Here is a 24,600-nt window from a genome sequence, read left to right on the forward strand (position 1 = left end):
AAACTTGCCCCATGCAAGACCTCTCCGGCAAACACATCGTCCTCGGACTCACGGGCGGCGTCGCCTGCTACAAGGCCGCCGAGCTGTGCCGGCTCTTCGTGAAGGCCGGCGCGATGGTGCAGGTGGTCATGACCGAGGCGGCGACGCAGTTCATGACGCCCGTCACCATGCAGGCGCTGTCCGGCCGCCGGGTCTACACCTCGCAATGGGACCCCCGCGAGGACAACAACATGCCGCACATCAACCTCAGCCGCGAGGCCGATGCGATCGTGCTGGCGCCGTGCAGCGCGGACTTCATTGCGCGGCTGGCCGAGGGGCGCAGCGACGAGCTGCTGAGCCTGATGTGCCTGGCCCGCCCGATGGACCGGGTGCCGCTGCTCATCGCCCCGGCCATGAACCGCGAGATGTGGGCGCACCCCGCGACCCAGCGCAACCTGCGGCAGGTGGCCGCCGACGGCGCCACGATGCTGGGCGTGGGCAGTGGCTGGCAGGCCTGCGGCGAGACCGGCGACGGGCGCATGCTCGAACCGGCACAGCTGCTCGAGGACATCACGGCCTTTTTCCAGCCCAAGCTGCTGGCGGGCCGCCAGGTGCTGGTCACGGCCGGCCCGACTTTCGAGGCGCTGGACCCCATCCGCGGCATCACCAACCATTCGTCCGGCAAGATGGGCTTTTCCATCGCCCGCGCCGCGCGCGAGGCCGGCGCCGAGGTCACGCTGATCGCCGGCCCGGTGCATCTGGCCACGCCGCGCGGCGTGCGCCGCATCGACGTGATGTCCGCGCTGGAGATGCGCGACGCGGCCGAGCGCGAAGCCCGCAGCGCGTCGGTCTTCGTCGCCACGGCGGCGGTGGCCGACTGGCGGCCGGCCTCGCACAGCGACCAGAAGATCAAGAAGGACGGCAGCGGCCAGCCGCCGGTGCTGCATTTCGTCGAGAACCCGGACATCCTCGCGACGATCGCGCAAAGCGCGCGCGGGCGCAGCGGCGAACTCTTCTGCGTCGGCTTCGCGGCCGAGAGCGAAAACCTCGTGGAGCACGCCAAGGCCAAGCGTGCGCGCAAGGGCATTCCGCTGCTGGTGGGCAACATCGGCCCGCTGACCTTCGGGCAGGACGACAACAGCCTGCTGCTCGTCGATGCCGACGGCGTGCGCGAACTGCCCCGCGCACCCAAGCTGCAGCTGGCGCGCGAGCTGGTCGCCGAGATCGCTGCACGCCTGCTGACCCCCACCACGAGGCCCGCATGAACCCGCACGACGCGCAGTGGAACACCCCGCCCGACGGCGATTTCGCCCGTCTCGTCGAGCAACTGTCCACCCGGTCGGCCGTGGCGCGACACCAGGCCGAAGCCGATGGCGACCATGGCCTGGACATGGGCATGGCGCCGACCCGCGAGCCGCGACAGGGCGTGCCACCGCCACCCGGCGCAGTGCAGGCGCGCCCGACCGCCGGTCGCTGGCTCGCCGATCAAGTCCGTCGGCACTTCCTGCCACCGGGCACCCCGACCTGGCGCGCATGGCTGGAAGATCTGGCCCGTCAGGCCGCCGAGAAACAACGAAAGCAAGGCAAGTGATCCCGTGAAAGTCGACGTCCGCATCCTCGATCCGCGCATGGCGGACCAGCTCCCCACCTACGCCACCCCCGGCAGCGCCGGCCTCGATCTGCGCGCCTGCCTCGACGCGCCGATCACGCTCGAACCGAACGCCTGGCAACTGGTGGGCACGGGCATCGCCATCCACCTGGCCGACCCGGCCTACGCGGCGCTGATCCTTCCGCGCTCGGGGCTGGGTCACAAGCACGGCATCGTGCTGGGCAACCTGGTCGGGCTGATCGACAGCGACTACCAGGGCGAGCTCAAGGTCAGCGCCTGGAACCGCAGCGACACGGCCTTCGTGCTGCAGCCGATGGAGCGGCTGGCGCAATTGGTCATCGTGCCGGTGGTGCAGGCGCAGTTTCATGTCGTCACCGACTTCCCCCCCAGCGCCCGCGGCGAGGGCGGTTACGGGTCGACCGGTCGCAGCTGATTCGCTGGCCGCCGTGCGAATGTTTCCCTGGTGCAAAGCCGGGAACTCCCTACAAGGCGATCTCCTCGAACTTTCCATGATTCGCACGCACGACCGGCGGTCATCGCATCAACGCTTGGTGCGTTAAGGGAAGCCGGGTGCTTCCCGCTCAACAGGTTTCGTGGAGTACAGACACATGAAGAAGCAACTTCGCATCCTTTCGCTCACAGCGGGCATCGTCGCCCTGGCGACCCTCACCGCCTGCGTGGCGCCTCAGCCGGTCTACGAGACCGCGCGCTATCCCTACCATCCGCGGGCGCAGCCGGCTTACGCGACGCAGCAGGACCCGTACGCCGAATACGGCCAGGTCGCCAACATCGAGGTGATTCGCAGTGAGACGCGTGGCGCTGCACCCAGTGGGGGTGGTGCGGTGGCTGGCGGCTTAATCGGTGGCGTGGTGGGCAACCAGTTCGGCCACGGTGGCGGCCGCGCTGCGATGACGGCACTGGGCCTTGTCGGCGGCGCACTGCTGGGCAACAACATCGAAGCCAACAACAACGCGCCGCGTGCCTACGAGAGCTACCGCATCTCGGTGCAGACGGAGCGCGGCGGCTACCGGGCCTTCGACGTGCCGACGCCCGGCGACCTGCGGGTCGGCGACCGGGTCGTCATCAACGGCGGGCAAATCTCAAGGTATTGACCCACCCCCCGAAGCAAGAAAGCCCCGCATCGCGGGGCTTTCTGTTGGGACGGCCGTGCCGGCTCAATGGAGCGTGTCGCTGCCCGGCATGGCGGACGCCAGCTTGAAGAAGCCGACGCCGCAGGAGCCGCGGCCGATCTCTTCTTCGGTCGCCTCGCGCACGGAGCGCACGGTCATGTCCAGGCGCAGCGCGATGCCCGCGAGCGGGTGGTTGCCGTCCAGCACGAGGTGGTCGGGGTAGATCTCGGCGACCGTGTAGATCACGTCCTTGGGCATGTCCGGGTTCACGCCCTCGGGCAGCGCAGCGCCGTCGAAGGTCATGCCTTCCTCGGTGCCTTCGGGGAAGAGGGTGCGCGGTTCGAGGAAGAGCAGCTGGTCGTTGAAGTCGCCGAAGGCCTGTTCGGGTTCGAGCTGCACCTGCACCCGCGCACCGGGTTCGTGGCCCTGCAGCACGGCTTCGATCGCGTCGAAAAGATCGTCGCCACCGACAAGGAACTCGACCGGTTCATCCAGTACGTCGAGCACGTCGCCCAGGGTGTCTTTGAGCGTCCAGGTCAGGCCGACCACGCATTGTTCAGAAATTTCCATTGCAGAATTCTCCCATGGACATTCATTCCCCTCTCACGCTCCTGGGCGGACTCACGGCGGCGCAATTCATGCGCCGCCATTGGCAGAAGAAGCCGCTGCTGGTGCGCCAGGCCGTGCCCCAGATGGTGCCGCCGGTGCCGCGCAGCACGCTGTTCGAGCTCGCCGCGCAGGAAGACGTCGAGTCGCGGCTGATCCGGCACAGCCCGAAGGGTTGGTCGCTCAAGCATGGCCCCTTCGCGCGGCGTGCCGTGCCCTCGCTGAAGCAGCCCGGCTGGACGCTGCTGGTGCAGGGCGTCGACCTGCATCACGCAGGGGCCCATGCGCTGATGCGCGAGTTCCGCTTCCTGCCCGATGCACGGCTGGACGACCTGATGATCAGCTACGCCAGCGACACCGGCGGCGTCGGCCCGCACTTCGACAGTTACGACGTGTTTCTGCTACAGGCGAGCGGGCGCCGCCGCTGGTCGATCGGCCGGCAGCGCGACCTGCGCCTGCAGCCCGACGTGCCGCTCAAGGTCCTCGCGCAGTTCGAGCCCGAAGAAAGCTTCGTGCTCGAGGCCGGCGACATGCTGTACCTGCCGCCGCGCTATGCGCACGACGGCGTCGCGGTCGGCGGCGATTGCATGACGTATTCGATCGGCCTGCGCGCCCCGGCCGCCGCACCGCTGGGCGCCGACTTGCTGGCGCGCATGGCCGAGGCGCAGGCCGATGCCCTGCAAGATGCCGCAGGCCGGCCGTCGATGCACTACCGCGACCCCAGCCAGACGGCGGTCGAACAACCGGCTGCCATGCCGACCGCGTTGCAGGCTTTCGCGCGGCAAGCCGTCGAGGCGGTGCTGCGCGACCCCGACGCGATCGACCGCGCGCTGGGCGAATCGATGACCGAGCCCAAGTCCAACGTGTGGTTCGACGCGGGCGAGGCGCCCGACACGTTGCAGGGCGTGCGGCTCGACCGCCGCACCCGCATGCTCTACGACACGCGCCATCTGTACATCAACGGCGAGAGCTTCCGCGCCGGTGGGCGCGATGCGACGCTGATGCGCCGCCTGGCTGACCAGCGCGCCCTCGATGCGCGCGACCTGGCGCGTGCCAGCGACGACGCGATTGCCTTGCTCAGCGACTGGTGCGAGGCCGGGTGGGCCCATGCCGACTGATAGGAAGCCCGTCGATGCGCCCGCCTTGCCCGACGGCGCCTTCGATGGCCGCGTGGCCTTCGATGCGCACCTGCGCAGCGCCTTCGATGCAGCAGCAGCGCAAGGCTGGCGCGAAATCGTCTTCAGCGACCCCGGCTTCGCCGACTGGCCGCTGGGCGAGCGCAGCAGCATCGCGGCCCTGCAGGCCTGGGCAGCGAGCGGGCGCAGCCTCCTGCTGCTGGCCGAGAACTTCCAGGTCTTCGATCGCGCGCATGCGCGCTTCGTCGAATGGCGCCGGCTGTGGAGTCACGTGGTCGATGCGCGCGCCTGCAGCGGTGCGGGCGCGCCGGCGGTGCCGAGCCTGATCCTCACGCCGACCTGGTCGCTGCACCGCATCGACCCGGAACGCAGTCGCGGTGTGTGCAGCCATCAGGCCGACAGCCGACGCGCCTTGCGCGAACGCATCGACGAGTGCCTGCGCCATGCGCGGCGCGCGTTTCCGGCGACGACACTGGGCCTGTAAGCCGAGGCCGCGCTCACGTTTTGATGCAGGAATGCGGTCCTAGAATTTTTGTTCATGCATTCATTCAAGGAGACGCCATGAACAAATCCGTCCTGCTCGCCACTGTCATCGCCGCAGCCGCCCTGGCTGCCTGTGGCAAGAAAGAGGAACCGGCACCGGCCGTCGTGACCCCGCCGCCAGCAGCGGTGTCGCCGGCACCCGCAGCACCCGCCGAAACGCCGGCTGCGTCGCCGATGGCACCGGCTTCGTCGGACCCGGCCGCCGCCCCTTCGTCGTCCTCGTCGTCGGCACTGGATGCGGCCAACGCCGCCACCGGGGCCGCGCGCAACGCGGCGTCGGCGCCGAAGTAAGCACGCGGGTCACGCGCAGAAGAAAGCCCGCCCGGATTCATCCGGGCGGGCTTTTTCATTTCATGGCGCGTTCAGCGCCGCAGGCCGCAGGTCAGGACGGGTCCTTGCCGCGCGTGCGACCGACCCCGCTGAAGATGCCGATGCCCAGCAGGACGAGCGCACCGATGCCGATGTAGAGCGTCGGCACGCCGGCGACCGAAGCCCCCCAGGCAAGGCCGGCGAGAAAGATCACAAAGCCGATCATGTAAAGCGCGAAGGACATGGTTTCTCACTCCTGGTTTTTTGAGTGGTCGAACTATGGCCTCTGCGGCGTCGCGCCGGCAGGCGCCGGTGGCGCCAAACCGTGTCGGAGCGAGCCTACCGTTCAGCCTTCTCGGCTGGCCTCGGTCAGCGACGCCAGGGTCGCAGCGTCGAGCTTCAGCGTCGCCGCCTTCACCAGCTCGTCGAGTTGCGCGGTCGACGTGGCGCTCGCGATCGGCGCGGTCACCGCCGGCTGCGCGATCTGCCACGCGATGGCCACCTGCGCGGGCGTCGCGCCGTGCGTGGCCGCCACCGCATCGAGCGCCGCGAGGATGCGCAGGCCGCGTGCGTTCAGGTACTTCTTGGTCGTGTTGGCGCCGCGCGCGCTCTTGTTGGCATCGGCCTCGCTGCGGTACTTGCCGGTCAGGAAGCCCGCGGCCAGCGCGTAGAAGTTGATCACGCCCACGCCGCGCGCCAGGCACAGCGGCGCGAGGACCTCCTCGAACACCGCGCGGTCGTACAGGTTGTAGAGCGGCTGCAGGCTCTCGTAGCGCGGCAGGCCGAGACGCTCGGACACGTCCAGCGCCTCGGCCAGGCGCGGCGCGGTGAAATTCGACGCGCCGATCGCGCGCACCTTGCCCGCCTTGATGAGCGCGGCGAAGGCTTCCATCGTTTCTTCGAGCGGCGTGTCGGCATCGTCGTCGTGCGACTGGTAGAGATCGATGTGGTCGGTCTTGAGCCGTGTCAGCGACGCATCGACCGCCTCGCGGATGTAGGCGGCCGACAGGCCGACCTTGCCGTCGCCCATCGGCTTGCCGACCTTGGTCGCGAGCACGACGCGGTTGCGCTTGCCGCTCTGGCGCAACCACTTGCCCATGATGGCTTCCGACTCGCCGCCGGTGTGGCCGGGCACCCAGCGGGAGTACACATCCGCCGTGTCCACGAAGTTGAAGCCCGCGTCGAGCCAGGCATCGAGCAAGCGGAAGGACAGGGCCTCGTCGACCGTCCATCCGAAGACATTGCCGCCGAAGGCCAGCGGGGAGACCTGAAGGCCGGAGCGGCCGAGTTCGCGAAGTTGCATGGGTTCTCCTGTTGAAGTTCAGACCAGTCCCAAGGCGCCCAGCGCTGCGCCCGCGCCCAGCAGCCAGAGCAGGTGCACGCGGGTGCGCCAGACGATGAAGGCGGCGGTGCCGCTCAGCAACCAGAGGCGCCAGGCCGGCACATCGGTGGCGACGTTGCCGGCCGCCAGCACCCAGCCGGTGGCGATCAGCAGGCCGACGACGACCGGTGCCATGCCCTGCTTGAAGGCCCGCACCTCGCGCCGTTCGCGGTTGCGGTGGCCCCAGCGCGTGGCGAAGTAGGTGAGGGTGGTGCTCGGCAGAAGGATGCCGAGCATCGTCAGCGCCAGGCCCAGGAGGCCCAGCAGCCACGCCTGCGGGCCGGCCCCGATGCCGCCGCCGGCGTTGAGCCCGACGTTCCATCCCATCAGCCCGACGAAGAGCACGTTCGGGCCGGGCGCCGCCTGCGCGATGGCGACCGAAGAGGTGAACTGCGCCTCGGTCAGCCAGTGGTGCCGGTCGACCAGGTAGCGGTGCATGTCGGGCACGGTGGTGATCGCGCCGCTGACCGAGAGCAGCGACAGCATCAGGTACTGCGCGAACAGCGCAACCCAGTCGTGCCAATGCATCACGATGGTCATTCGGCCGGCACTTTCCCGGGCCGCAGGCGCCGCCAGGTTTCGACGCAGGCCGCGCCGCCCACCACGATCAGCACCCAGCCCAGCGGGATGCGCAGCCCCGCGATGGCGGTGAAGACCGCCGCGACGATCGCCAGTGACAGCCCGAGCCCGAGCGGCAGCCGGCGCAGGGCCGGAATCAGCTTGATGCCCGTGGCGGCGATGAGCCCGGCCGCCACCGCGCCCATGCCGCGCAGCGCGCCTGCGACCTGGGGGTTGTCGGCGTAGTGCGCGTACAGCACGGCCAGCGTGAGGATCACAAACAGCGGCACGGTGAGCATGCCCGCCAGCGCAGCCGCCGCGCCGCGCGGGCCGAAGTAGCGGTCGCCGATCATCACCGACAGGTTGACCACGTTGGGCCCCGGCAGCACCTGGGCCACGGCCCAGTCTTCGAGGAACTCATCGGGTGTCAGCCACTTTTTCTTCTCGACCAGATCGCGCTGGACGATGGCGAGCACGCCGCCGAAGCCCTGCAGGGCCAGCCAGGTGAAGGAGAAGAAGAGGTCGCGCGGCGACTGGGGGCGGGGGCGGTCGGCGGCCGCGGGAGGGGCGGCGCCGGGGGCGATCGGCTGCATAGGCGACCGATTATGGTCGGCCCGGCAGAGCCGTGCGGCCGTCTGCTGCACGGGCCCTGCGCCGACAGGTCGGCGCTGCGCCCGCTGCCACACTCGGGGCATGCCATTGCGTGACCTCGTCGATCTTTCCAAGCAGGCCTTCCTTTCATGGAAGAACGACTACGCGCCCAGCATGGGCGCTGCGCTGGCGTACTACACGGTGTTCTCCGTGGCGCCGCTGCTGCTCATCGTGATCTCGGTCGCCGGCCTGGTGTTCGGCGAGGAGGCTGCGCGCGGCGAGATCTTCGCGCAGCTCTCGGGAATGATGGGCGCGCAGGGCGCGCTGGCGGTGCAGGGCATGCTCGAGGCCGTCAACAAACCGCGTGAAGGCCTGATCGCCACGCTCGTCGGGCTCGTGCTGCTGGTGGTGGGCGCCACCACGGTCTTCGGCGAGTTGCAGGACGCCATGGACCGCATCTGGCGGGCGCCGGCACGCGACACCGGCGGCGGCGTCTTCGGGCTGCTGCGCGTGCGCCTGCTGTCTTTCAGCATGATCATGGGCATCGGCTTTCTGCTGATCGTGTCGCTGGTCGCGAGCGCCGCCATCGCCGCGCTGGGCAAGTGGTGGGCGCCGGTCTTCGGCGGTTGGGAGGTGCTGGCGCAAGGGGTGAACTTCGTGGTCAGCTTCGGCATGGTCACCGTGATCTTCGCGATGATCTACAAGCTGATGCCGCGTGTGAAGGTCGAATGGCGCGACGTGTGGGTGGGCGCCGGTGTGACGGCGTTGCTCTTCACCGTCGGCAAACATTTGATCGGCCTGTACATCGGCAAGAGCAGCGTGGCGTCAGGCTACGGAGCGGCGGGGTCGCTCGTCGTGGTGCTGGTGTGGGTCTACTACTCGGCACAGATCTTCTTGCTGGGGGCGGAGTTCACCTGGGTCTACGCCCAAAAATTCGGTTCGCTGCGCGGCAAGCCACAGCCCCAGGAGCCGGTGCCGGTTCCGCACCAGCCCACGCCGTTGCGTTGAGTGCTGGCGCGCCCGCGCGCCATCTGTCAACCCGCGAAGCCGCCTTCATCGAGAAAACGCTGTTCTTCCGGTGTCGTGGTGCGCCCGAGCGCGGCGTTGCGGTGCGGAAAGCGACCGAAGCGCTGGACGATGTCGCGGTGGAGGATGGCGAAGCGCAGGTTGTCGGGCAGGTCGGCGCACAGCGCCACGCAACGCTCCTGGTCGGCCAGCGACTCCGAGTGCATGAAGGGCATGTAGACGAAAGCGCGCAGCGTTGCGTCCACCTGCTGGTCGAAGCCGGCCTCGATGGCGCCCCGCGCCACCGCCAGGGCCTTGCCATCGGTCGCGAACATGTGGCCGCTGCCCCGCCAGGCGTTGCGCGGCAACTGGTCGAGCAGGACCAGCAGGGCGAGCGCCCCTTCGGCACTGGCGGTCCAGCCGTCGAGCGCGCCGGTCGCCGCGGCGTGGTGCGCCGCCTCGAAGCGGGCCTTGAATTCGGCGTCGAAGGCCGCGTCCTTCTTGAACCAGCGTTGCGGGCCGGCGTCGCGCCAGAAGCGGACGATGTCTTCAGGGGTGGGGAGGTCGGTCATCCGGCGGGATGATGCCATCGGCGCGTTGGTTGGTGTCCAATGGCGGTCATGACGTCGACTTCCCGCCCCAAGACCCGCCGATCGGCCCCGCGCATGGACATCACGAAGGCGCAGCGCGCGCTGGTGCTGCAGGGCGGCGGCGCCCTCGGCGCCTACCAGGCGGGTGTGTATGCCGGCGTCACCGAAAAGCACAAGCAGCTCGACTGGGTGGCGGGCGTGTCGATCGGCGCGGTCAACGCGGCGCTCATCGCCGGCAATCCGCCGGAGAAGCGGGTCGAGCGGCTCAGGGAGTTCTGGCACCTCGTCTCTTCGGGGCCGGCACAGCGTCTTCCGAGTTGGGCCGGCGAGCGCACCTGGCGCAACCACTGGAGCGCCAGTGCGGCCACACTGTTCGGCATCCCGGGCTTCTTCGAGCCGCGACGCAATCCTGCACTGATGCTGGGTGGCGCCGCGCCGGTGCTCAGCTACTACGACACGGCACCGCTGCAGGCCACGCTCGAGCGGCTGGTCGACTTCGATCGCATCAACGACGGCGGCATCCGTTTCAGCGTGGGCGCGGTGAATGTGCGCAGCGGCAACTCGGTCTACTTCGACAACTCACGGCAGCGCATCGGGCCCGAGCACATCATGGCCAGCGGTGCGCTGCCCCCGGGTTTCGCGCCGGTGCACATCGAGGGCGAGGACTACTGGGACGGCGGCATCGTGTCGAACACGCCGCTGCAGTACGTGCTCGACACCCATCCGCGCGACGAGCCGCTGATGGTGCTGCAGGTGGACCTGTTCAGCGCGCACGGCGACATGCCGCGCACCCTGGCCGAAGCGATGGAGCGGCAGAAGGACATCACCTACTCCAGCCGCACCCGCATGAACACCGATGCGATGGCCTCGAACATGAACCTGCAGCAGGCCATCGCCGACCTGATGGACAAGATGCCTGAACGGCTGCGCAAGGACCCGGCGGTGGCGGCCATCTGTGCCGAGCTGACGCACCAGCCGATCGAGATCGTGCATCTGATCTACCGCGACAAGCACCACGAGCTGGAATCGAAGGACTACGAGTTCTCGCGCGCGTCGATGGAAGATCACTGGGAGTCCGGCCTGCGCGACATCCGCAACACGCTGGACCATCCGGAACTGCTGCAGGCGGCGTCACAGGTCAACGGCGTCACCACCTTCGACCTGACCGAGCCCAACGCGCACCGCGTGCGGCGCCCGTTGCAGCTGCCGGCCGTGCGCCAGGGCCGCTGAATCGGTCAGCTTCGCCAAAGGCTGGCTGCGTAGGCTTGCGCCCTCGACGCACCGCACGGCGTGCACACATCACCCTTCATTTTTCACTGTCACAAGGACATTCCATGCAACTCAAGGACAAGGTCGCTTTCATCACTGGTTCGGCCAGCGGCATCGGCAAGGAGATCGCGCTGCTGTTCGCGCAGGAGGGCGCGAAGGTCGTCATCGCCGACCTGAACAAGGCGGCGGCAGACGCGACGGCCGCGGAGCTCCAGGGCAAGGGCGCGCAGGCCATTGGCGTGGCGGTCGACGTGACCAGCGAAGAGCAGGTCGACGCGGCCGTCGAAGAGGCCGTCAAGGCCTTCGGCGGCATCGACATCCTGGTCAGCAACGCCGGCATCCAGATCGTGCACCCAGTGGAGGAATTCAGCTTCGCCGACTGGAAGAAGATGCTCGCCATCCACCTCGACGGCGCCTTCCTCACGACCAAGGCCTGCCTCAAGCACATGTACGCGCAAGGCCGTGGCGGCAGCGTGATCTACATGGGCTCGGTGCACTCCAAGGAAGCGTCGGTGCTGAAGGCGCCGTACGTGACGGCCAAGCACGGGCTCATCGGCCTGTCGAAGACCGTGGCCAAGGAGGGCGCCAAGTACGGCGTTCGCTCCAACGTCATCTGCCCCGGCTTCGTGCGCACGCCGCTGGTCGAGAAGCAGATCCCGGAGCAGGCCAAGACGCTGGGCATCACTGAGGAGCAGGTCGTCAAGAACGTGATGCTCAAGGACACGGTCGACGGCGAGTTCACCACGACCGACGACGTGGCGCGCGTGGCGCTGCTGTTCGCGGCCTTCCCGACCAATGCCCTGACCGGCCAGTCGCTGATCGTCAGCCATGGCTGGAGCATGGAATAGATCTGCGCTACAGCCGCAACTCCCAGGTCTCGCCGACGAGCTGCTGGCCGAAGCCTTCGTAGGGCTCTGACTTCGTCAGGCGGAAGCCGCGCTTCGTGTAGATCGCGCGCGCTGCCGTGAGGCAGCTGTTGGTCCACAGCACCATCTTCCGGTAGCCCCTGGCGCGCGCGAAGGCGATGCATTCGTCGGTCAGCCGCGCGCCCAGGCCCAGGCCGCGCGCCTGCGGCGACAGGATCAGCATGCGAAGGCGGGCGATGGTGCGCGACTGCCGCACGACGAACACCGCCCCCACGCGTTCGCCGTCGAGTTCGGCGATCCAGCACTTCTCCCATTCGGGCTGGAACTTGCGGACGAAGTCTGCTGCGATGCCGGCGACCAGGGCTTCGAAGTCGCTGTTCCAGCCGTACTCGCGCGCATAGACCTCGGCGTGCTGCTGCACCACCCACCCCATATCGCCCGGCACGGGGTCGCGCAGCACCACCTCGCCCCTCGATGGCGTCGTGCCTTCCAGCAAGGCTTCCACGCGCGCCATGGCACCAACGAGCTGCGCACGCTGCGCGGCGCTCAGCGGCTGCAGCAGGGCGGCGGCCTCGTCGCGTGACGTCTGCTGCAGCGGCGCGAAGAAGGCATGGCCGGTGGCGGTCAAGCTCAGCAGGTTTTGCCGTCCGTCGTCCGGGCTCGGCGTGCGCGCCAGCCAGCCGGCAGCTTCGAAGCGCTTGAGGATGCGGCTGAGGTAGCCGGCATCCAGCCCCAGGTCCTGCATCAGGTCGCGCGCCACGACGCCGGGCCGGTGGGCGAGTTCGTACAGCACGCGCACGTCGGTCAGGGAGAGCTCGCTGCCCAGGTACGGGTCGAGCACGCCGATGCGGCGTGTGAAGAAGCGGTTGAAGCGGCGGACGGCCTTGACTGCTTCGGGCGCTACGGGGGCGGGGAGGGCGGCAGCGGACATCGGCCGATTCTGGCTGCAACAACTTGACTGAGTCAACTAAATCAAGACCTGACGCGGCGTGGGTCACTCTGGCGAGGGGCGACAGAAGCGACCCGGCCACCTACAATCGCGGGTTGCCCTCCGCAGGCCCGAAGGCCCAGGCCGCCTTCCAGGCCTGACACACTGACCCCCGATAGTCACCCGATGAACGCCCCCGTCGACGTCTCCTTTTTCGCGCGCGCCGCCAAGCCGCTGACCAGCTACCGCAAGTACTGGGCGGCGCGGTTCGGCACGGCGAAATTCCTGCCGACCTCGCGCCAGGAGATGGACGCGCTCGGCTGGGACAGCTGCGACATCATCGTGGTCACCGGTGATGCCTACGTCGACCACCCGAGCTTCGGCATGTCGGTGATCGGCCGCATGCTCGAAGCGCAAGGCTTCCGCGTCGGCATCATCGCCCAGCCCGACTGGCAGAGCGCGGACCCCTTCAAGGTCCTGGGCAAGCCGAACCTGTTCTTCGGCGTGACCGCCGGCAACATGGATTCGATGATCAACCGCTACACGGCGGACCGGAAGATCCGCAGCGACGACGCCTACACGCCCGGCGACGTCGGCGGCGCGCGGCCCGACCGTGCGGCCATCGTCTACTCGCAGCGTTGCAAGGAAGCCTGGAGCGACGTGCCGATCATCCTCGGCGGCATCGAAGGCAGCCTGCGCCGCATCGCGCACTACGACTACTGGTCGGACAAGGTGCGCCGCTCCATCGTGGTCGATTCGAAGTGCGACCTGCTGCTCTACGGCAACGCCGAGCGCGCCATCGTCGAGATCGCGCACCGCCTGGCCGCCAAGGAGCCGGTGCAGCAGATCACCGACGTGCGCGGCACGGCCTTCGTGCGACGCGAAACACCCGAGGCGTGGTTCGAGATCAACTCGACCAGCGTCGACGAGCCCGGCCGCGTCGAGGCGCATGTCAACCCGTACCTGATGGTGTCGGACCAGGCGAAGGCCAACGGCGCCACCTGCGCGAAGGAAGACGAGGCCCAGGTCGTGGCGGCCACCGCCGAAGCGGCCGGTGCCCAGGCCCTGGCCGCGGTGCGTGCGCGATCGGCCGATGTCAACCCGGCGATCAAGCCCATCACCTTCGTCGCCAACCCCTCGGTCAAGCTGAAGGTTCCGCCACGTGACCGCTCGGTGATCCGGCTGCCCTCGTACGAGCAGGTGCGCGCCGACCCGGTGCTCTATGCGCACGCCAACCGCGTGCTGCACCTTGAGACCAACCCGGGCAACGCCCGCGCGCTGGTGCAGGCGCACGGCGAAGGCCACACCGCGCGCGACGTGTGGATCAACCCGCCGCCCATCCCGCTGACCACGGCCGAGATGGACCACGTGTTCGACCTGCCGTACGCGCGCAGCCCGCATCCGCGCTATGCCGACGAGAACGGCAGCCACGACGGTGCCACCAAGATCCCCGCGTGGGAAATGATCCGCTTCAGCGTGAACATCATGCGCGGCTGCTTCGGCGGCTGCACCTTCTGCTCGATCACCGAGCACGAGGGCCGCATCATCCAGAGCCGCTCTGAAGAGTCGATCATCAAGGAGGTCGAGGCCATCCGCGACAGCGTGAGCGGCTTCACCGGCACCATCTCCGACCTGGGCGGCCCCACGGCCAACATGTACCGGCTCGGCTGCAAGAGCCCCGAGATCGAGGCCGCCTGCCGCAAGCCCAGCTGCGTGTACCCGGGCATCTGTTCGAACCTCGGCACCAACCACGACCCGCTCATCAAGATCTACCGTCGCGCGCGCGCGCTCAAGGGCATCAAGAAGATCCTTATCGGCTCCGGCCTGCGCTACGACCTGGCCGTGCAGAGCCCCGAGTACGTGAAAGAGCTGGTGCAGCACCACGTCGGCGGCTATCTCAAGATCGCGCCCGAGCACACCGAGCAGGGCCCGCTCACGAAGATGATGAAGCCCGGCATCGGCAGCTACGACAAGTTCAAGCAGATGTTCGAGAAGTTCTCGGCCGAGGCGGGCAAGAAACAGTACCTCATTCCGTACTTCATCGCGGCGCACCCGGGCACCAGCGACGAGGACATGATGAACCTCGCCATCTGGCTGAAGAAGAACGGCTTCCGCGCCGACCAGGTGCAAACGTTCTACCCGTCGCCCATGGCCACGGCGACGACGATGTACCACACCAACAAGAACCCGCTGCGCAAGATCACGCGCGAGAGCGAGACGGTGGACATCGTGCGCGGCGACAAGCGTCGCCGCCTGCACAAGGCCTTCCTGCGCTACCACGACGCCAACAACTGGCCGTTGCTGCGCGAGGCGCTCAAGAGCATGGGCCGCGCCGACCTGATCGGCAACGGCAAGCACCACCTGATCCCGACCTGGCAGCCGCTGACCGACGGCGGCTACACCAGCGCGCGCCGAAAGAACTCGACCGCCGTGCCACCTGCGGCCAAGGCTGCGCCGGTCAAGCTCACGCCGGTGAAGCCATCGAAGGGCCGCATCCTCACGCAGCACACCGGCCTGCCGCCGCGCGATAACGGCACGGCCCGTGGTCCGGCGGGCGTGCCCGGCAAGGGCTTCCGCAAGGCGCGTTGAAGGTTGAGCCGGTCGAACTTCGCAAACATTGGCCTGATGCGCGACTGCTCCCGCCCCTCATGCTGACCCCGGCCTACCGCCCGGGCAGTGAGCTTCCGCGCGGCTATTTCTGCGCTGTCACGCAGCCGTAGTTCTCGAGCGCGGCGACATCCCTTCGCCTCTGTCTTCCTGACGTCGCACGGTCGAGAAGACCGTCCGCGGCGCCATGTGCCCTTGTCGCGTTCTCGGACGACCGGTTGCTCCGGGTCGTCCCGATCTCTCATGCTTCTTCGGTCCAGCGACGTGGGCGGTGACGTTCGCAACTACGCCATCGTCGGCCAGGTGTTCTTCGCGTCGTCGGAGGCCTTCGTCCGCGCCTTCGACTTCAAGGAAGCGGTGCGCCAGGTCCGCATCGACCTGACCCATGCGCACTTCTGGGCATCACGGCGGTGAGCGCGCTCGACAAGGTCGTGATGAAGTTCAAGCGCGAAGGCATCCCGGTCGAGGTCATCGGCCTGAACGAGGCCAGCGTCACCCTGGTGGACCGCTTCGCCATCCACGACAAGCCCGGCGCTGTCGAAAAACTCATGCACTGAAGGTTTACACCATGAACAAGATCTAAGGATGCATCGACGGCAGCCGCAACACCGCTGTGGTGGTCGACTGGGCGGCCTGGTGCGCGATGCAGCTGGCCGTCCCGCTGGAACTGCTGCACGTGCTGGAAAGGCACCCGGAGCGCGGCGCCCCCGATGACCTGTCCGGCGCGATCGGCCTGGGTGCGCAGGAACATCTGCTGAAGGGACCGAGCGAGCTCGACGCGCGGCGCAGCATGCTGGCGCAGGGAGCCAGCTTCTCGCGACTGCGCGTCGACGCGCGACCGCTGCCGGTGCGCTCCAGGTCGATGGCCGAAAGCGTCACGATGAGTTCATCGCGAGCGTGCTGGACATAGAGCCGGACGCGCGCCTGTTTGTGCTGGGGCAACACGCCCACATGCCGGATCAATCGGCGAGGCATCTGGATCACCACGTTGAGCGCGTGGTTCGCGCGGTGAAGCGGCCCGTGCTGGTCGCGAGCGACGCCCCATTCGTTGCCCCGTCGCCCCGTCGCGCTTCGTCATCGCCTTCGACGGCAGCGTAACGGCGCAGAAAGTGTTCGAGACGATGGCGCGAAGCCCCCCTGTTGGCCGGCATGTTCGCGACGCTGGCCGCAGCCGGCAGCGACTCTCCGGAGGTGCGCGCCCCACTCGATGCCGCCCAGACGGTGCTCCGCGCGGCCGGATTTGCAGTGACCGATCGCGGGGGAAGGTCAACCGGGGGACGTGCTGCCCGACGACATCGCGCAAGCCGACGCATCGCTGCTGGTAATGGGGGCCTACGGGCACTCGCGCATCCGGCAGCTTGTCGTCGGGTGCACGACGACGATGCTGTTGAGGGTGAGTACGGTACCCGTCCTGATATTGCGTTAGGCAGCACTCCGAAGACCAACTTACCCGAGAGAAAGATGAAGCCCAGCAACAGACCCTGCCACCACGGCTTCGAGACGCGCAGTGCTACCCATGGGGAGGCTGAATACACCTGCCCCGTGCATCCCCAGGTACGCCATCGGCGCCTTAGCAGTTGTCCGATTTGCGGGATGGCACTGGAGTTGGTGGAGGAGATACGCCCAGAGGACTCCCAACTCTCGAGACGAGTCAAGCGCTTCTTCTGGGTGAGCCTGGCGCTCAAACGCTGGTGGGACTTTCAGCGAGCTGGTCGACGTAGCCCGCGCTGACCAGTGCGCAACCCATTGTTTATCGCACTTTGTGTCAATCCATTGCGTTTTGATTGACATTTGGTTCTATTGTGATTGCGGATTTAAGGCGCCATGATGAATAACTACTCGTTCGATATTTTTGACACGTTGATTTCTCGCAAGTTCGCCAATGACAAAGGTGTTTTTGTTGCCCTGAGAGAGAAGCTCGAGATTGCAGCCTGGATGCAGTTTCCCGATTATTTCATTGATGAATTCGTTGCGATCAGGTTGCGTGCGCAGAAGCTTGCCCATGAGAGATCGTTGCACCCTGAAATCACGCTCAACGAGATATATGCAGCGATGGGCTTAGATTTTCCGCAGCTTGAACCTGAGCACCTTCAGTTGCTTCAAGAGTGGGAAGAGTCCATCGAAATCGAAAGCTGTTACTCCATAACCCAAAATGTGTCCAGAGTCATGGAGCTTGTCGATTCAGGACGCAAAGTCTTCCTGATTTCAGATATGTATCTCAGCAAGAGGGTTGTTCTGAGAATGCTTGAGAATGCAGACTCTCGCTTGTGTTCTATTCCTTTGTATCTGTCTTCGGAGCTGAAGGTCCGCAAAGCAGACGGAACGCTATTTCGTCATGTGTGCGATGATCAGAAAATTCAGCCCGGGTCGCTGGTTCATACCGGTGACAATTTCAGCACTGACTGTGTGATGGCTAAAAGAACTGGGGTGAAATATGTGTTTTACCAAGACTCTTCGTTGAGTAAGGTTGAAAGAAGCTATTTTCAGGCAGAGCAGAATCTATTTTTGCAGCTTTTTGTCGGTGCAAGCAAGCGGACTCGGCTCGAAGGTTACGGGTTGAAGCCTTCTTATCGGCTTGGGGCAAGTTTCATGGGGCCTATGTTTTATGGCTTTGTGCACGATCTACTGAAGCAGGCAATCAACGAAGGAATCAAACGCCTCTATTTTCTGGCACGTGACGGTTATCTTCTGAAAATCATTGCCGAAGAAATCATTGCCTGCTTTCGCTACAACATCGAGATTTGTTATCTCTATACCTCCCGGCAGGCAACCTACTTCGCGTCTATTTTCTGTATTACGACCAGTAATTTTCCTTGGATTTTTCAAGAAATGGACAATGAGATCAGTTTCAATGTTGTCGCAAGTCGTTTGCATTTCGAACCGAACATTCTGCTTGGCCATCTCGATCAGGATCTAAGGCAAGCCCTTGACAGTCATGGGTTCGGCAACAGACTTACCCGCTATTTGATAGATCGTTTGCAGAATGAGTTTCTGAGCAATCTGATTTTAAAGGCCAAGATTGAATCGGAGGCGAGAACCTGTCGTGAGACTGTGATCGGCTATTTCGAACAGGAAGGACTTTTCAGGGATGAACGTATTGGTTTCGTTGATATAGGATGGAGAGGTACGCTTCAAGATGCCATATTCAAGATTCTAAAAAGCAAAAAACCGGATTTTAAGCTTACCTCCTATTATTTGGCGGTAACCCATTTCAGTGCACATACTTCCCGGGAAAACAGAAAAGTCCCGGCGTACATGTTTCCATCAACTAAGCCTGGAATAGGGCCAATGCTCGAATTGCTTTTGCAATGCGAACATGGAACGACTGTATCTTATAGGAGAGATGAGGCCGGACGATTCGAGCCAGTTTTGAAAGCCCCTTCTGTGCATCTCGAAGATTGGGGGCTGGATAACTATAAAGAAGGAATCAGGACTTTCTCTCGCACGCTTAGTCAATCATTGGCGGCATACCCACGCATCGAAACCACTTATGCAGCGATTACTCCCATACTCACGGAGCTTTTAAAAGACGCCACTCCCGAAGTGACTGCTACGTTGGGAGAGCTCCACTACAGCGGAAACATCGAGGAGTCCGGTGTTCGAAGATTCGCGCCGCCTTTTACGGCTTCACAAGCATTGCGATATATGGTTTCCAGTGAGAGGTATCGTAGTTCTTACACTCAATGGGTCGATGCATCTTATTCCCGGAGCGGGTTGCTCCCAAGGATATTAATTAAGCTTGATCCGCGGCATAACTTTTTGAATATTGTCAGAAAGTATACGAGCAGGGAGGAGCTGATGGAAAAAAAGCAATTTGTGAAACGTCTTCTGGATTTGCATCTGGGATTTATCCGTAAATAGTGGATGTACCTTCGGAATTCGGGCGGGTGGTCGGTCCGCGGTGGGGTGTACCTGCAGACCGAAGCACCCATCGGCCCGAGCAGCCTCAGGCGCTGGAGAAAGCGCATCGGCGAGGAAGGTGTGGAGACGTTGCGAAGGCGTGCGCATCCTGCGCTCGGGCTGAAGCGAGGCATCACGCGGGCCTTGCAGTCGATGATCGTCGGCCCAGCGCCATCGGAGCCGGCGATGGGGCACATGAAGATGGAGGGGTGCCTGGGCCTCAACCCGCTCAAGGGCGCGCTGGGTGATGCACGGCATGCGGTGATCGACCTCCGCGCACTTGACCCGTTCGTGCGGCTTCTGCGGCACGCGCCCAATCTTCGCGGCGGGCTCGATGGCCGCCCACGACGTTCGTGAAGCCGATCGCAGGCGCGAGCCTTCAGGACTAAAATGTGTAACTTGGAATTCACAAAGTTGCGATTCCTGCAATAATACTTTCGTGCTCAACATGTACAGGATGCTCAGCCTTGCAGCACCCCGTTTTCGGGGGTGTTCGCTGCCGCTCGGGCACTTCTTTTCCGTCACGCCGCCATGACGGGATGTGAGGCTTCGGTCTCACGACGCCCCCTCCGACGAATGCCTCGCTCCTCATAACGAGCGAGTGCCGCGCAGCCGCTGCAGCCTCCCAGCGCGTCCGGTCGACGCCAGACGCCGTGCAGCGAACCGCTGTGCCGACGCGACCCCTGTCTGTCCCGCATTCTTTTGCCTGGATCGCCGTGGCGTTCCATGGAGATATCCGATGTTGTTCAACTCAGCGACGTTCCTGGTCGGCTTCCTGCCGCTGGTACTTCTGGGATTTTTCGTACTTGCCGGGCGTGGCATGCAGCGGATGGCCGCGGCCTGGCTGACGCTGGCGTCCCTGGTGTTCTATGGCTGGTGGAACCCACAGTACGTGCCGCTGCTGGTGGCAAGCATGGTCTTCAACTATGTCGCTGGCGGTTATCTGATCCGGCGCCCCTCGCGCGCCGTGCTGGTCGCGTGTGTCGCGGCGAACCTGCTGCTGCTCGGCTACTACAAGTACACCGGCTTTCTTTTCGGTGCGCTCGACGGGGCGTTCGACCTGCATTGGACGGTCGGCGACATCGTCTTGCCACTGGCCATCTCGTTCTTCACCTTCCAGCAGATCGCCTACCTCAGCGATGCGCACGACGGCGCGGTGGTGGAACACGACTTTCTGAACTACTGCCTGTTCATCACCTTCTTCCCGCACCTCATCGCCGGCCCGATCACGCACCACAAGGAAATGCTCGAACAGTTCAGCGAGCCCGGGCGCTTCCGCCCGCGGCTGGACAACATGGTGCTGGGCACGACCTTGTTCCTGCTTGGGCTGTTCAAGAAAGTGGTCTTTGCGGACTTCCTGGGCAGCCAGGCGACACCCATCTTCACCGCTGCGGCGGATGGCCTGAGCCCGACGCTGCTCGAAGCCTGGACCGGCGCGCTGTCGTACACGCTGCAGATCTACTTCGACTTCTCCGGCTACAGCGACATGGCCATCGGCCTGGCGCTGCTCTTCGGCATCAGCCTGCCGGTCAATTTCGACAGCCCGTTCAAGGCCCGGAACGTGATCGAGTTCTGGTCGCGCTGGCACATGACGCTCACGCGCTTTCTCACCGCCTATGTCTACAACCCGATCGTGCTCGCCGTCTCGCGTGCCCGCATGAAGGCCGGTAAGCCACCACCGCGCCGCGGGAAGATGACTGCCGGTGCCTTCGTCGCGCTGGTGGCCTATCCGACCGTCTTCACGATGTTCATCTCGGGCGTCTGGCATGGCGCAGGCTGGCAGTTCATCGTCTTCGGGCTGCTGCACGGCTTCTACCTGGTGGTGGCGCACGGCTGGCGCGCGCTCAAGGTGCAGCGCGGATGGAAGCTCGACAGCGACAGAGCGCTGCACCGCGGCGCCGCCGTGCTGCTGACCTTCCTCTGCGTGGTGGTGGCCATGGTCTTCTTTCGCGCGGCGGATCTGAGCGCCGCCCTCGCCATGCTGTCGGGGATGGTCGGTGCCAACGGCGTGGTGCTCAGCGAATCCGTGGCGCGTCTGCCGGGCATGGCGCACGTGATTGAGCGCTTCGATCTGCCGGTGGGGCCGGTGCAATCCTTCGGGCTGACGCTGTCGCTGCAGATCGCGCTTCTGCTGGCCTTCGTCTGGGTGTTGCCCAACACGCAGGAGTGGATGCACCGCTATCGCACCGCGCTGGCCTGGCGGCCTCGTGAGAGCTGGCTGGCGCAGCGATTTCCCTTCATGGCCTGGCGCCCAGGCATGGGCGTGGGGTTCGCCGTCGGCGCACTCGGCTTCTTCACGCTGGCGCTGGCGCTCTCGGCAGCCCCGAGTGAATTCCTCTACTTCCAGTTCTGAAAGCGTTCGATGAACGACATGGATCCGCTCTCCTGGCTCCCGCCGCACACCGATCTCGGCGCTGCCATCGGCGAGGCCAGGCGCACGTCCGCCTCGTCGGACCGCCTCGCATCGGCGATGCGCCTCGCCGGCTTCCGCCGCGACTTCACGCTGACCGGTCGGCTGGACCGTCTCGCCGCCGAGGAACTCGACCGCATTGCCACCGGAACGTCGGATGCGCCTGCAGGCCTGACGCCGCTTCGCATCGCCTTGCTGGCTTCACACACGGTCGACCATCTGGTGCCTTCGATCCGTGTGGCTGGCCTTCACCGCGGGGTGGCCGCAGCCGTCCACGTGGCGCCGTACGGCATGTACCGGCAGGCCTTGTTCGGGGCCGATGCCGCGCTGGACGCGTTCGCGCCGCAGCTGGTCGTTCTGGCGCTCGATGCGCACGACAGCCGACCGCAGCTCGCCCTCGATGCCTCCGAGGCCGAAGCCGACGCGGCGGTGCAGGAACGCGTGACCGAGCTTCGTCACCTCTGGAAAGCGGCCCGCGAGCGCTACGCGGCGCGCGTCGTGCAGCAGACGCTGGTCCCGGTCGACCTGCCATTGTTCGGCGCCTTCGACGGCCTCGTGCCCGGTTCGCCGCTGTCGGTGACCGAGCGGCTTAACGCCGCCATCCGCAGCGCCGCCCGCGCAGACGGCGTGCTCCTGCTCGACCTCGCCTGGCAAGCCGCGCGCCAACCCTTCGCCGACGGCGTGGGCGAGCCGGTGCGCTGGCACCAGGCCAAGCAACTGGTCAGCCCGGCCCTGGCGCCTTGGTATGGCGAGCTGCTGGCCCGCATCGCCGCGGCGGCGGTCGGCCGGTCGCACAAATGCCTGGTCCTGGATCTCGACAACACGCTGTGGGGCGGCGTGATCGGCGACGACGGCGTCGGCGGGATTCGGCTAGGGCAGGGCACGCCGGTGGGCGAGGCCTTCTCTGCGTTCCAGGCCCACGTGCAGGCGCTGGCGAAGCGCGGCGTCATCCTCGCCGTCTGCAGCAAGAACGACGCGGCGGTGGCTGAAGCCGGCTTCGCGCATGCGGAGATGACGCTGGCGCGCGGCGACATCGCCGCCTTCGTCGCCAACTGGAACGACAAGGCATCGAACCTGCGCGCCATCGCCCGCACGCTCGACATCGGACTGGACAGCCTGGTCTTCGTCGACGACAACCCGGCCGAACGCGACATCGTCCGGCGAGAACTGCCCGAGGTCGCGGTGCCCGAGCTGCCGGACGACGTGGCCGGTTACGCAGCGAGGCTCGCCGCCGGCGGCTATTTCGAGGCCGTGTCCTTCACGTCCGACGACGCCTCGCGCGGACGCAGCTATGCGCTCAATGCGCAGCGCGCGGCGTCGCTGTCCCAGGCAACGGACATCGACGGGTACTTGCGTGGACTGGACATGACGCTCGACGTCCAGCCGGTCGACGCTGCGACGCTGCCGCGCGTGACGCAACTCATCAACAAGACCAACCAGTTCAACCTGACCACCCGACGCTGCACCGAGGCCGAGGTCGAGCGACTGGCTGGCGACCCCGCGGTCGTTGCGCTCGCGCTGCGCCTGTCCGACAAGTTCGGCGACAACGGCCTGATCAGCGTCGTGATCGCCCGGCCCGATGGCACGGTCGCCGAACGTGAGTTGCTGATCGACAGCTGGCTCATGAGCTGCCGTGTCCTGGGGCGACAGGTGGAGCAGGCCACGCTCGGCGCGCTGCTCGACGCCGCCGGTCGCCTGGGCGCCACGGCGCTGGTCGGTGAATACCGGCCGAGCGGTCGCAATGCCATGGTGGCCTCGCACTACGAGCGGCTGGGCTTTTCGCTTCAGCCCGCGCCACCTGGCGCCGCGGCTGGCGCGACTTTCTGGCGCCTGGACATCGGCGCCGCCTTTCTTCCCTCTCATTTCATCAAGGTCGTCACCCCATGAACGAAGCCCAAATTCTGGAAGCGCTCACCCAGGTCTTCCGCGATGTGTTCGACGACGACGACATCGTGCTGACCTCGGCCACCACGGCGCAGGACATCGAAGGCTGGGACAGCCAGGCCCACGTCAACCTCATCGTCGCGGCCGAGATGCGCTTCGGCATCCGGTTCAGGACGGCGGAACTCGAATCGCTGCACGACGTGGGGCAGTTCGCGCGCCTGATCGAGAGCAAACAGCGGGGAGCTTGAGACCATGACGAACCAAGACACGCCGCCATCCGCGATCGCGCCGCCCGTTGCCAGGCGTTACCTGCTCGCGCTGCTCGCCGGCATCGCGAGCAGCTTCGTGTTGTTCATCGCCGTGCTGGCCGCACTCGACACCACCGGGCACCTCCCGCCACCGGCCTTTGCGAACAGCCTGTGCACCGACGAGAAGCTCAGCTTTCTGCGCGGCCAGTCGATCGATGCGCCGAACCTGCTGGTCGTCGGCTCTTCGGTGGCCTGGCGTCATATCGACGGCGAGACGCTGGCGAGCGTGCTGCCCGGCGCGAAGCCGCTCAATGCCGGCTTCTGCGGCCTGACCGTCAACCAGTCGGTCTTCGTCGCCGAGTGGATGCTCGACCGCTACCCCGGGGTCCGCGACGTCCTCCTGGTGGTATCGCCGCAGGACCTGACGCGCTGCAAGACGACGCGAACGGAGGTCTTCGATCGCACGGATGCCGACCGCTTCGTCTTCGGGGGCGCGCCGAGATGGTCGTACTACTTCAAGTATTTCGACCTCGTCGCCCTGGCTCGCGCCGCTTCGACCATCAAGGCGCGCCGGGCCGGTCACACGGACTTCGAAGATCTGGTCATGACGCGCTTCGGCGACGGACCCATGGACACGACCCTCACGCGCGGGCTCGGCTACGAAGAGCGGGACCCGTTCGATCCGACCTGCTTCGACGCCTTGAAGTCGCTCACGACCCGACTCAAGCGCGAGGGGAAGATGCTGTCCATTGTCGCGACGCCCATTCACCCGGCGTGGATCGCACAGTCCGAATCCAGAGCGGCATTCGTTGCGCAAGTGCATGCGAGCCTGTTGTCTTTCTCGGCGAGCGAGGACGTGTTTTTCTGGAATGCGGCGACGGAGTGGGCAACGCCGAAAGAATCCTTCGTGGACGCGATCCACCTGCGGTGGTCCGTGGCGCGGCAATTCACGGCCGCCGTCGCCAGACATCTGGCGCCATCGTTCGGTCATCAGGGCGAGGCACGGCCCGCCACTCCGAAAGCGGACCGGGCGTCGACCTGATCCGACCGC

The 24,600-nt window shown here is 65.9% G+C and carries 26 protein-coding genes and 2 pseudogenes; 21 read left to right on the forward strand and 7 right to left on the reverse strand.

Going from position 1 to position 24,600, the window contains the following annotated elements; translation table 11 throughout:
• Nucleotides 1–11: 11 nt before the first annotated feature.
• The 4 genes from coaBC to ACSFA0_RS09410 all read left to right on the forward strand — a co-directional run bounded on the left by coaBC (nt 12) and on the right by ACSFA0_RS09410 (nt 2,700).
• A complete protein-coding gene (gene coaBC / locus ACSFA0_RS09395) occupies nt 12–1,244 on the forward strand; it encodes a bifunctional phosphopantothenoylcysteine decarboxylase/phosphopantothenate--cysteine ligase CoaBC (protein ID WP_435449924.1) in 1,233 nt (410 codons plus the stop codon).
• The gene (locus ACSFA0_RS09400) at nt 1,241–1,570 is read left to right on the forward strand and encodes a hypothetical protein (RefSeq protein WP_435449925.1); all 330 of its coding nucleotides are present in this window, start codon (nt 1,241–1,243) and stop codon (nt 1,568–1,570) included. The genes coaBC and ACSFA0_RS09400 overlap by 4 nt, the downstream gene beginning before the upstream one ends.
• 4 nt (nt 1,571–1,574) lie before the next feature.
• Complete coding sequence (dut, locus tag ACSFA0_RS09405; protein WP_435449926.1) at nt 1,575–2,021, forward strand: dUTP diphosphatase; 447 nt, start codon at nt 1,575–1,577, stop codon at nt 2,019–2,021.
• 175 nt (nt 2,022–2,196) lie between these two features.
• Nucleotides 2,197–2,700, forward strand: a complete 504-nt coding sequence (locus tag ACSFA0_RS09410; RefSeq protein WP_435449927.1) for an outer membrane lipoprotein — start codon at nt 2,197–2,199, stop codon at nt 2,698–2,700.
• A 63-nt stretch (nt 2,701–2,763) separates the two neighbouring features.
• Here the strand turns inward: ACSFA0_RS09410 and ACSFA0_RS09415 are convergent, their stop codons facing one another.
• The gene (locus ACSFA0_RS09415; RefSeq protein ID WP_435449928.1) at nt 2,764–3,288 is read right to left on the reverse strand and encodes an FKBP-type peptidyl-prolyl cis-trans isomerase; all 525 of its coding nucleotides are present in this window, start codon (nt 3,286–3,288) and stop codon (nt 2,764–2,766) included.
• 14 nt (nt 3,289–3,302) lie between these two features.
• Between ACSFA0_RS09415 and ACSFA0_RS09420 the strand changes: the two genes are divergently transcribed.
• From ACSFA0_RS09420 to ACSFA0_RS09430, 3 genes are all read left to right on the forward strand, one after another.
• Nucleotides 3,303–4,442 (forward strand): JmjC domain-containing protein, encoded by a 1,140-nt coding sequence (locus ACSFA0_RS09420; protein WP_435449929.1) that lies wholly within the window; start codon nt 3,303–3,305, stop codon nt 4,440–4,442.
• Nucleotides 4,432–4,944: a hypothetical protein gene (locus ACSFA0_RS09425; RefSeq protein WP_435449930.1), complete on the forward strand. Its 513-nt coding sequence runs from the start codon at nt 4,432–4,434 to the stop codon at nt 4,942–4,944. Before ACSFA0_RS09420 ends, ACSFA0_RS09425 begins: the two co-directional genes overlap by 11 nt.
• Before the next feature lie 77 nt (nt 4,945–5,021).
• Entirely contained in the window at nt 5,022–5,294 is a 273-nt protein-coding gene (locus ACSFA0_RS09430; protein WP_435449931.1) for a hypothetical protein, read from the forward strand.
• A gap of 91 nt (nt 5,295–5,385) precedes the next feature.
• On the opposite strand, the gene ACSFA0_RS09435 is transcribed toward ACSFA0_RS09430, so the two are convergent.
• The 4 genes from ACSFA0_RS09435 to ACSFA0_RS09450 form a co-directional block, all read right to left on the reverse strand.
• Entirely contained in the window at nt 5,386–5,556 is a 171-nt protein-coding gene (locus ACSFA0_RS09435; RefSeq protein ID WP_286644986.1) for a hypothetical protein, read from the reverse strand.
• A 102-nt stretch (nt 5,557–5,658) separates the two neighbouring features.
• On the reverse strand, nt 5,659–6,615 hold the full coding sequence (locus ACSFA0_RS09440; protein WP_435449932.1) for an aldo/keto reductase: 957 nt from the start codon (nt 6,613–6,615) through the stop codon (nt 5,659–5,661).
• 18 nt (nt 6,616–6,633) lie between these two features.
• Complete coding sequence (locus tag ACSFA0_RS09445) at nt 6,634–7,233, reverse strand: chromate transporter (RefSeq protein ID WP_435449933.1); 600 nt, start codon at nt 7,231–7,233, stop codon at nt 6,634–6,636.
• On the reverse strand, nt 7,230–7,844 hold the full coding sequence (locus tag ACSFA0_RS09450; protein ID WP_435449934.1) for a chromate transporter: 615 nt from the start codon (nt 7,842–7,844) through the stop codon (nt 7,230–7,232). Before ACSFA0_RS09450 ends, ACSFA0_RS09445 begins: the two co-directional genes overlap by 4 nt.
• Before the next feature lie 100 nt (nt 7,845–7,944).
• Here ACSFA0_RS09450 and ACSFA0_RS09455 point away from each other — a divergent pair, with 100 nt between their 5' ends.
• Nucleotides 7,945–8,850, forward strand: a complete 906-nt coding sequence (locus ACSFA0_RS09455; protein ID WP_435449935.1) for a YihY/virulence factor BrkB family protein — start codon at nt 7,945–7,947, stop codon at nt 8,848–8,850.
• A 26-nt stretch (nt 8,851–8,876) separates the two neighbouring features.
• Here ACSFA0_RS09455 and ACSFA0_RS09460 read toward each other — a convergent pair whose 3' ends face one another.
• Nucleotides 8,877–9,419: a DUF924 family protein gene (locus ACSFA0_RS09460; RefSeq protein ID WP_435449936.1), complete on the reverse strand. Its 543-nt coding sequence runs from the start codon at nt 9,417–9,419 to the stop codon at nt 8,877–8,879.
• 48 nt (nt 9,420–9,467) lie between these two features.
• Here ACSFA0_RS09460 and ACSFA0_RS09465 point away from each other — a divergent pair, with 48 nt between their 5' ends.
• Both ACSFA0_RS09465 and ACSFA0_RS09470 read left to right on the forward strand, forming a co-directional pair.
• On the forward strand, nt 9,468–10,667 hold the full coding sequence (locus tag ACSFA0_RS09465) for a DUF3734 domain-containing protein (RefSeq protein WP_435449937.1): 1,200 nt from the start codon (nt 9,468–9,470) through the stop codon (nt 10,665–10,667).
• A 104-nt stretch (nt 10,668–10,771) separates the two neighbouring features.
• The gene (locus tag ACSFA0_RS09470; RefSeq protein ID WP_435449938.1) at nt 10,772–11,554 is read left to right on the forward strand and encodes a 3-hydroxybutyrate dehydrogenase; all 783 of its coding nucleotides are present in this window, start codon (nt 10,772–10,774) and stop codon (nt 11,552–11,554) included.
• Between the two features lie 7 nt (nt 11,555–11,561).
• On the opposite strand, the gene ACSFA0_RS09475 is transcribed toward ACSFA0_RS09470, so the two are convergent.
• Complete coding sequence (locus tag ACSFA0_RS09475) at nt 11,562–12,503, reverse strand: bifunctional helix-turn-helix transcriptional regulator/GNAT family N-acetyltransferase (protein ID WP_435449939.1); 942 nt, start codon at nt 12,501–12,503, stop codon at nt 11,562–11,564.
• Nucleotides 12,504–12,686: 183 nt separating this feature from the next.
• Between ACSFA0_RS09475 and ACSFA0_RS09480 the strand changes: the two genes are divergently transcribed.
• The 11 genes and pseudogenes from ACSFA0_RS09480 (at nt 12,687) to ACSFA0_RS09530 (ending at nt 24,591) form a co-directional block, all read left to right on the forward strand.
• Nucleotides 12,687–15,089 (forward strand): YgiQ family radical SAM protein, encoded by a 2,403-nt coding sequence (locus tag ACSFA0_RS09480; protein ID WP_435449940.1) that lies wholly within the window; start codon nt 12,687–12,689, stop codon nt 15,087–15,089.
• A 288-nt stretch (nt 15,090–15,377) separates the two neighbouring features.
• Nucleotides 15,378–15,664, forward strand: a pseudogene (locus tag ACSFA0_RS09485) (STAS domain-containing protein); the annotation flags it as partial.
• Between the two features lie 86 nt (nt 15,665–15,750).
• On the forward strand, nt 15,751–16,017 hold the full coding sequence (locus tag ACSFA0_RS09490) for a hypothetical protein (protein ID WP_435449941.1): 267 nt from the start codon (nt 15,751–15,753) through the stop codon (nt 16,015–16,017).
• A 342-nt stretch (nt 16,018–16,359) separates the two neighbouring features.
• Nucleotides 16,360–16,533 (forward strand): universal stress protein, encoded by a 174-nt coding sequence (locus ACSFA0_RS09495; RefSeq protein ID WP_435450934.1) that lies wholly within the window; start codon nt 16,360–16,362, stop codon nt 16,531–16,533.
• Nucleotides 16,534–16,568: 35 nt separating this feature from the next.
• On the forward strand, nt 16,569–16,838 hold the full coding sequence (locus ACSFA0_RS09500) for a heavy metal-binding domain-containing protein (protein ID WP_435449942.1): 270 nt from the start codon (nt 16,569–16,571) through the stop codon (nt 16,836–16,838).
• Nucleotides 16,839–16,934: 96 nt separating this feature from the next.
• Complete coding sequence (locus ACSFA0_RS09505) at nt 16,935–18,968, forward strand: HAD family hydrolase (RefSeq protein WP_435449943.1); 2,034 nt, start codon at nt 16,935–16,937, stop codon at nt 18,966–18,968.
• 133 nt (nt 18,969–19,101) lie between these two features.
• A pseudogene (locus tag ACSFA0_RS09510) lies at nt 19,102–19,274 on the forward strand (IS5/IS1182 family transposase); the annotation flags it as partial.
• A 472-nt stretch (nt 19,275–19,746) separates the two neighbouring features.
• Nucleotides 19,747–21,360 carry an MBOAT family O-acyltransferase gene (locus tag ACSFA0_RS09515; protein ID WP_435449944.1) on the forward strand — a complete coding sequence of 538 codons (1,614 nt, stop codon included), beginning with the start codon at nt 19,747–19,749 and terminating at the stop codon, nt 21,358–21,360.
• Nucleotides 21,361–21,378: 18 nt separating this feature from the next.
• Nucleotides 21,379–23,304 (forward strand): HAD-IIIC family phosphatase, encoded by a 1,926-nt coding sequence (locus ACSFA0_RS09520; RefSeq protein ID WP_435449945.1) that lies wholly within the window; start codon nt 21,379–21,381, stop codon nt 23,302–23,304.
• Nucleotides 23,301–23,549, forward strand: coding sequence for an acyl carrier protein (locus ACSFA0_RS09525; protein WP_435449946.1), 249 nt, complete (start codon nt 23,301–23,303; stop codon nt 23,547–23,549). The genes ACSFA0_RS09520 and ACSFA0_RS09525 overlap by 4 nt, the downstream gene beginning before the upstream one ends.
• 4 nt (nt 23,550–23,553) lie before the next feature.
• The gene (locus tag ACSFA0_RS09530) at nt 23,554–24,591 is read left to right on the forward strand and encodes a hypothetical protein (protein WP_435449947.1); all 1,038 of its coding nucleotides are present in this window, start codon (nt 23,554–23,556) and stop codon (nt 24,589–24,591) included.
• Nucleotides 24,592–24,600: the final 9 nt, after the last annotated feature.

The sequence above is a fragment of the Variovorax restrictus genome (assembly GCF_051216715.1).
GTDB lineage: Bacteria > Pseudomonadota > Gammaproteobacteria > Burkholderiales > Burkholderiaceae_C > Variovorax.